General features: G+C 48.8%; 8 protein-coding genes. All 8 read right to left on the bottom strand.

What is annotated here, in order from left to right; genetic code table 11:
* Positions 1-83: 83 nt before the first annotated feature.
* The 8 genes from HWQ67_RS20230 to HWQ67_RS10230 all read right to left on the bottom strand — a co-directional run bounded on the left by HWQ67_RS20230 (position 84) and on the right by HWQ67_RS10230 (position 6,865).
* Positions 84-1,052, bottom strand: coding sequence for an NACHT domain-containing protein (locus tag HWQ67_RS20230; protein WP_218252599.1), 969 nt, complete (start codon positions 1,050-1,052; stop codon positions 84-86).
* 176 nt (positions 1,053-1,228) lie between these two features.
* A complete protein-coding gene (locus tag HWQ67_RS10260; protein WP_218252598.1) occupies positions 1,229-2,722 on the bottom strand; it encodes a CheR family methyltransferase in 1,494 nt (497 codons plus the stop codon).
* Positions 2,723-2,893: 171 nt separating this feature from the next.
* Complete coding sequence (rdgB, locus tag HWQ67_RS10255; RefSeq protein ID WP_218252597.1) at positions 2,894-3,508, bottom strand: RdgB/HAM1 family non-canonical purine NTP pyrophosphatase; 615 nt, start codon at positions 3,506-3,508, stop codon at positions 2,894-2,896.
* A complete protein-coding gene (gene rph / locus HWQ67_RS10250) occupies positions 3,486-4,220 on the bottom strand; it encodes a ribonuclease PH (protein ID WP_218252596.1) in 735 nt (244 codons plus the stop codon). The genes rdgB and rph overlap by 23 nt, the downstream gene beginning before the upstream one ends.
* Before the next feature lie 49 nt (positions 4,221-4,269).
* The gene (gene murI, locus HWQ67_RS10245; RefSeq protein ID WP_218252595.1) at positions 4,270-5,103 is read right to left on the bottom strand and encodes a glutamate racemase; all 834 of its coding nucleotides are present in this window, start codon (positions 5,101-5,103) and stop codon (positions 4,270-4,272) included.
* Positions 5,081-5,674 carry a GerMN domain-containing protein gene (locus HWQ67_RS10240; RefSeq protein WP_218252594.1) on the bottom strand — a complete coding sequence of 198 codons (594 nt, stop codon included), beginning with the start codon at positions 5,672-5,674 and terminating at the stop codon, positions 5,081-5,083. The genes murI and HWQ67_RS10240 overlap by 23 nt, the downstream gene beginning before the upstream one ends.
* Positions 5,661-6,695 carry an N-acetylmuramoyl-L-alanine amidase family protein gene (locus HWQ67_RS10235; RefSeq protein ID WP_218252593.1) on the bottom strand — a complete coding sequence of 345 codons (1,035 nt, stop codon included), beginning with the start codon at positions 6,693-6,695 and terminating at the stop codon, positions 5,661-5,663. The genes HWQ67_RS10240 and HWQ67_RS10235 overlap by 14 nt, the downstream gene beginning before the upstream one ends.
* Positions 6,692-6,865 carry a hypothetical protein gene (locus HWQ67_RS10230; protein WP_218252592.1) on the bottom strand — a complete coding sequence of 58 codons (174 nt, stop codon included), beginning with the start codon at positions 6,863-6,865 and terminating at the stop codon, positions 6,692-6,694. Before HWQ67_RS10230 ends, HWQ67_RS10235 begins: the two co-directional genes overlap by 4 nt.
* Positions 6,866-7,175 lie beyond the last annotated feature (310 nt).

Genomic DNA, 7,175 nt, shown 5'->3' with positions numbered 1-7,175 from the left:
TTTCGCAGGAATGACAGTTACAGGCTTTTTCCAAGTTTGTCATTCCTGGCTTGACCAGGAATCCAAAAACTGCAAAAGCATAGTTACCATGAAATATAAAGAGGATACTTTTGTCTGTTACTTTCACGTCTTGTCTCTTCTGCAAGATACCATTTGTGGATAAAGCGTTTTACCTGTCCGGCATCAAAGTTCTGTATCTCAAGGATATCTGTAAACTGGAGGGAATATTTATCATACCTCTGTAACCGTGACGTCATTATGAATAAATTGTCAGGATATGCTTTTATCTGATTTTCGATCCATGTAGAGATATATTTTCTATCCTCATGACTTTCAAATTCATAATATAGGTCATCAAATAGAACTATACAATTACCATTATTCAGTTCATTCTCAAACCACGTATCGGGTGGCTTGAGGTTGGGAAATGCTTTATCATTGCTAAAATACTTCTTTGCAAGCACTCCAAGGTTAAGATTTTTTGGTTTTTTAGATTCTATATCTGTTACTATGTATTGTACAATCTGCCTTATAGGTATAAGGATTGGCACGTCTCTATATATTTTGTATTTTTTGTGGCGTTTGTATGCAATAATAACCGCTATGTAATGGAGTAAAGTAGTTTTTCCACAACCTGGTGGACCTATTAAAACACAGCTATATGTCATTTTATTTTCTTTAATCCACTTTTCTCCTCTAATGATAACATCCCAGATTGAGTTATCACTTGAGCTATTGTTTGTGGGGCTAATTTTTAGATCGACATATCTCTGATCAAGTTTAACTTGATAGTTGTTTTCGTTTTTGATAATAATTTTCTTTAGGACATTGTATTCGTTTATTATTCTTTTACAGTATTTTTTGTAAAAGACATATCTCTCTCTTTTTCTTTTGATCATTTCCTTGGTATGTTTATCAAATAATGCCTTAATATGTTTCAATATAGTGGTTAAAATGTAAACGATTCCTGATAGCAAGATTAACAATAACCATCCTGCATAAGGAATATCCTTTACATAAGGTATTATCAGCTCACGTATAAATTTTAACACAACCTATTTACCCACCTGCCTCGTTTTAATAAGTTTTCCGATTAAATTGCAACCCTACCGTAATGATATCACAACGCACAAAATTCTGCAAGTGTGTGAATCAGATATATATGGAGCGTCAAGGGGACTTATTTGTGACCGATGGAGGCAAAGGCTACACATTTTTCTGACTACATCTATAGTTTAAGCAGCTTTGACACGTATGCAAGCAACTCTGCCACCGTATAGTCGTCGTAGGGTTCGATTACCTTATCGGCCGGCAGCTCTCTGAGGATTTCAATGGCTGCCCTGCGCACGTTGGTGGCCTTTAGGGGGTCGTTCTGGCGTTCGTACAGGGCGCCAAGCTCTATGTAGGCCGGGACAAACGAGGGGTCTATGTACACGATCTTCTGAAACAGCTCCCCGGCCCTCTGTAGTTGGCCGGTGTTTTCGGCGATCTGCGCCAGGACAAAGTAGGGTGTCACCTCCAGGGGGTTGATGCTTACGGCCTTTTCACACCACATCGTGGCCTGGCTGTAGTCGCCCATGTTGGCATACGTCCTTGCCAAAAAGACAACGGCTGCGAGGTTGGTCGGGGCAGTCTTCAGGAGGCTGCTTGCACGTTGTATGGCGGCGTTGTAGTTGCCTTTCCTGTACAGGTCGGTTGCGTCGGCCAGGAGAGATTCGGCGGTGGGGAGGGCGGCGGCAGTCGCAACAGCAACAGCAACGGCAACAGGGGGTTGAACATTGAGGGATTTAGTCGGGCGAGTGTCAGAGGTCGGGATGCTGAGAGGTTTTTCATAGGTAATTGCAGGCGGCGTAGGTGGGGGGGGAGGGGGAGTGTAATACCTGTGAGGTTTTTCTTCTTCAATGGGGCCTGTTACCTTCTGGTAGATAATCGACGCCGGATGTATGAAGGACTTTAACGAGCCCAGGGCAACCGTGTACAGTTCGGCGTGTCCGGTTATCAGGTAGCCGTTTTCGGTGAGCGTATCGGCGAACTTCCTGATGATTGAGGCCACGGTGTCCTTGTCAAAGTATATGAAGACGTTCCTGCAAACGATGAGGTCTATGTCGCAGATATCGGTGCTGTGATGAGGGTAGACGTCCTTCACCAGATTTCCAACCTGAAAGGAGACCATGCCCCTGATTTGTGGGTCGAGGTGCCAGCCGTCATGTTTTTTGATGAAATAGCGGCGTTTTATTTCCGGTTCGACCATCCTGAAAGACCAGTCGTTGTATATGCCGGCCCTTGCGCGTGCAATGGCCCTGGGGTTGATATCTGTGCCTATGATGGTGGTGGCAAAGTGTCTGACCTGCGGCATCAGCTCAAACAGCTCAATGGCAATGGAGTATGTCTCCTCCCCCGTGGCACACCCCGCACTCCAGATGCGGATGGTCTTTTGCCCCTCCTTTCGCCTGATAAGCTCGGGGAAGATGTGCGTGCGCAGTATCTCAAACTGCCCGCGGTCTCTAAAGAAGTAGCTCTCCCCCGTCGTCAGCGATTCCACCAGGTGTTGCCATTCTCCGGCGCTCTGCCTGGAATCGGGCTCAAGCAGGTTATAGTACTGGTGGAGGTTGGCCAGCCCCAGGGAGTGAATCCGGGCGGCGATTGTTTTCTCCAACAGCCTCATGTCCTCCACCTGCAGCCCTATGCGCAGTGCTATGAGTTGCTTAAAGTGTTCCAGCATATATATCAATAATCCCTAGCAAAGAAGGGGTCAAGGGGACTTCTTTTTGGCCGGGGCGCCTCGCCCCTCCCCTTGCGGGGGAGGTCTGAGGAGGGCCAGGTGCGACTTTTATGGCAGGGGTGCCTCACCCCCTGGAGCGCCAAGAAGCGGAGCCGCCCCCTTCTTTTCTTTTTATCCGTTGAGGTATTCTTTGAGGCGCTGCACGGCCATGGCGCGGTGACTGATGGCATTTTTAACCTCTTGCCCCAGTTGGGCAAACGTCTGTGAGTAACCGTCGGGTACAAAGACCGGGTCATAACCAAAGCCGGAGTCCCCCACTGGTACGTCAATAATCCTGCCGCGCACCTCACCCTCAAAGTACCGCTCTATGCCGCCTTCGATCAGGCACAGGACAGAGACAAATCTGGCGCCACGCCCGGAGACAGGCACTCCGGTGAGCAACCTCAGTAGGTGGGCTATGTTGTCGGCATCCGAGGCCCCCTGCAACCCTGTGGGGCTATCCTGCTGTTGCTGTAGTGCGGCAAAGCGTGCCGAGTACACCCCCGGCGCCCCGTCGAGGGCCTCAACTTCCAGACCGGAGTCCTCGGCCACGACGCCGATGCCGGTCTTTTGATAGAGGTAGAAGGCCTTTTTGTAGGCGTTTTCGCGATAACTTGTGCCATCCTCAAGCACGCCGGTATCCGCCAGAAGTTCCCCCGGGGCAAGGAACGTGTATGGGGTTGCCTCAAACAACCGGTTTAACTCCCTGATCTTTCCCTTGTTGTTAGTTGCCAGGTAGAGGTTCATTTTCCAACACCTGTCGTTGAATGTCTATGAGTTGCATGATGCCGGAGGCCGCCAGGTCAAGGAGTTCGTTGACGGTCTGTCGCGGAAACGGCATCCCCTCGGCACAACCCTGGATTTCGACATACCGGTTAGAGGCCGTCATTACGACGTTCATATCGACATCGGCATGTCTGTCCTCCTCATAGCAGAGGTCCAGCCTCAGTTGACCATCCACGACCCCAACACTGGTGGCCGCAAGATACTCCCTGAGCGGGAACCTGCGTATTATACCATTTTTTTCGGCAAAGCGCAGGGCATCAACCATGCACACAAATGCCCCCGTGATGGATGCCGTTCGTGTACCGCCATCGGCCTGGATCACGTCGCAATCGATGAGGACAGTCCGTTCGCCCATCTGGGACATGTTTACCACGCTGCGCAGGGCACGGCCTATCATGCGTTGAATTTCGTGTGTTCGTCCGCCGATTTTACCCGTTTTGGCCTCCCGCGTTGAGCGTGATTGCGTGGAGCGTGGCAGCATCGAGTACTCTGCCGTTATCCAGCCCCGTCCGGTGTCCTTCAAAAAGGGCGGAACATTCTCCTCAATTGTGGCTGTACATATGACCTTGGTGTTACCCATTTCGATCAGCACAGACCCCTCGGCATGTCCGATAAATCCACGTCTCATGGTTACAGGGCGTAACTGGTCTGCCTTTCTTGCATCCGGTCTCATCTTGTAAGTATATATCCTCCTGATTCAATAATTGAGATGCGCCCGGTTCTCAAATGGCCATCTCTAATGAAGTCAACTCTATGCTGGTTATATCCTCTATCGGTTCGCCCAGAAACCTCCTGCCAACGGCTATAAATCTCTCAGGGCTATCGGTGACGTAGTATTTTCTGAAGGTATTTTTATTGTCTCTCTTTAAGAGGTTGAGGTCTTTGAGTATGTTTTTGACGTTTTTTGCCTTCTCTATGCCGGAGTCTATCAGGACGATGCCTTCGCCCATGACCTTTGTGAGCACCCCCTTGAGCAGTGGATAGTGCGTACATCCCAGGACGAGTGTGTCTATACCCGAGCGTATAAGTCCCTTGAGATACTTCCTGGCAACGGCTTCGGTTATTTCGTCGTTTAACCAGCCCTCCTCCACAAGCGGCACAAACAGCGGACAACACTGCTCGTAGACAACAACCCCGCCGTTGTGACTGTGTATGGCGCGCCGATAGGCCCCACTCTTGATTGTGACCTCCGTGCCAATCACTCCGATGGTGCCATTTCTTGTGGCGGTTACGGCCGCCTTGGCCCCGGGCTCAATCACCCCCAGGACGGGGATGTCAAGCGCATTTCTTATGCTGTACAGGCTTATGGCAGATGAGGTGTTACAGGCAATTATAATGAGCTTTACACCCATTTCCATAAGATACATGCTGTTTTGCAGTGAGTACCTCTTGACCGTCTCCGGGGAACGTATGCCGTATGGGACCCTGGCCGTATCTCCCAGATAGATGGTACTCTCCGCAGGCAACTGCCGGTGCAACTCCCGCAAGACCGTAAGTCCCCCTATGCCGGAATCAAAGATACCGATAGGTCTGTCAGCCAGACTTGTGTGATCCATCTACCACGGTCTCCTGTGTTACAATTCTTTTCAGCGGATATTTTAAATAGAAGTGTCCCCCAAGGCTTTCCGTTTCCATGCTGTTTACAAGCACCTTTACATCGTCTACATCCATGTTGCTGACAACCGTCTCATAGATGCTCCTTAGCAGCAGCAGCTCCGCAATGGCATCACCGCGAAAGTTCCTCTGTAACTCGCCGGAGACATCCACGTAGAGTATTTTATCGATGCCGTAGTACAGGCCAAGCAGCTTTACATCCGAGGGGATGGCGCTCCTGTTTGGTATGCTTTTACCGGCAAACAATTCAGTTAATGCCGCCTCTGATGTCTTTACGGCATCAAATGTCTGTTTGCTCTTTATCGTTATCTTTTTTAACTCCGTCCCCTCCGGGTAGAACACCTTTAACTCAATACTGTTATCGAGTATCTTGTCCTGTTCGCCCCTGGCAACTATATTTTGAGACAGTGATTGTTGGCCATCATCCCGCCAGATAAAGAAATAATAGGCCATCGCACCACACAACAACAGAATCGGTACTACAATGATGAGTACGAGCTTACCTTTGCGCATAGTTCACCAATGCCTTAACAATTGCAGTTGCAAGGGAGTTGATAGTTTCGGCGCTATATGGCTGTACTGCTGCAACGGGCAGTTCTATCATGACAGCGGGGGCCCTGATGGCAGAGAGCAGGGGCAGGGGAACCTCTATGTATGCGACATCCAGCTTTGTAAGTTCCTTGATTGCCTCACCGGTGGCGTGTGCAAGCACCCTGCTGCGTTCAATGTAGGCGCTCTGTGCCAGGGCAAGGTCGTACCTGATATCCTTTGAGGAGACATTGGCAGGTATCTTGCTGATAAAGACGTTACAGTGTTTCTGATTTGTCAGATGTATGCTAAAGAACACGTCTACCTTTGTCTTTCCGGCATCTGTAAGCCTCTGTTCAAGGGACTGGTAGACGTCGTCCTTTCTGAGCAGCAAGACCCGCTGGAGCTTGGGGGCAAGCTGCTTGTACAGGTCGTTGACGACAGAGAGGGTCAGGAGGCTTTCTTTAAACTGCTGTCCTGTGATACCGGTATCGCTGCCACCGTGCCCTGCATCGAGCATCAGGACAAAGTTACGCAAGTCCTTTGTACCAGGCTGCACGGAGGGGACAGGTTGCACGGAATCAGGTTGTTCCTTTTTTTGTTCGGACACGTATGCGTCTATCACCAGGCGCGGTGGAGAGGACAGGCGTATGGTCTTTATCCGTTGAAGGTTCCTTACGTTTAGAAAGAGGCTGTCTTCCTTCTTGTATATCTTTACGGATGCTGGTACTGCCCCGCCCTTATAGTTGAATAGCTCGTTAAAGGATATCTTCACAAGGCTGTAGGACTCCGAAACGGTTGACTGAGTTATCAATGATTCACTGTCAGACTCAAAGACAACCCGTACCATGCCGCCCTGCTCAAAACAATGCACCGTTATCGACGACTCGGCCGCTACAATCGCCGTATCTGCAAACGCTACCACCAATATAAGTATTAAAACCCTGCTGCTTACCATGAGCATTTTACAGACAATATAATAGACATATCTGAGAAAGTTTTTCAATGATTTATATCCCACTGTACGCACTGGCACATGAAAGGTCTATGAGGGTGCAGTTTTTTACCGACCTCACCCCCGTGCCATCTGACATGTGACATCAGATCAAGGTAGTTGCTGAGTGTCCCTCCGGACACCTTTGCCTCTGCCACCAGGTCTTTGCACTGTGCGGCCAACCGGCATATCGATCCTGCTAAATCTTCAAATACCATCGTCACGATAGTATAACAAAATTATGCCTCAATACGCATGACTAATTAACTCACCTTACGCACAGGGTACAAAAAGGGAGGGCTTTGCCCCTTTTATCTGAAGTTCCAGATGATAGCCTTCTAAAATCCGGATAAATCATTGAATATATTGCCAATGCGAAGGTTTATTATTTTTTATGTAGGGACGAATATTATTATATTAATGCTTGACAAATGTTTGTTTATATGTTATTATGTAGGCACGATGCACATAAAGCGGAACATAAAAAAAGTA

It is taken from the genome of Candidatus Magnetobacterium casense, assembly GCF_019173545.1.
GTDB lineage: Bacteria > Nitrospirota > Thermodesulfovibrionia > Thermodesulfovibrionales > Magnetobacteriaceae > Magnetobacterium > Magnetobacterium cryptolimnobacter.
The sequence above is the reverse complement of the archived record's forward strand: the minus strand, read 5'-3'. Positions and strand labels throughout refer to the sequence as shown.

Bases quoted from the DNA above. Each gene is read 5' to 3' on its own strand.
- HWQ67_RS10240 (WP_218252594.1), bottom strand. From the start codon at position 5,674: ATGCGCAAAGGTAAGCTCGTACTCATCATTGTAGTACCGATTCTGTTG.
- rdgB (WP_218252597.1), bottom strand. From the start codon at position 3,508: ATGAACCTCTACCTGGCAACTAACAACAAGGGAAAGATCAGGGAGTTA.
- HWQ67_RS10260 (WP_218252598.1), bottom strand. From the start codon at position 2,722: ATGCTGGAACACTTTAAGCAACTCATAGCACTGCGCATAGGGCTGCAG.
- murI (WP_218252595.1), bottom strand. From the start codon at position 5,103: ATGGATCACACAAGTCTGGCTGACAGACCTATCGGTATCTTTGATTCC.
- rph (WP_218252596.1), bottom strand. From the start codon at position 4,220: ATGAGACCGGATGCAAGAAAGGCAGACCAGTTACGCCCTGTAACCATG.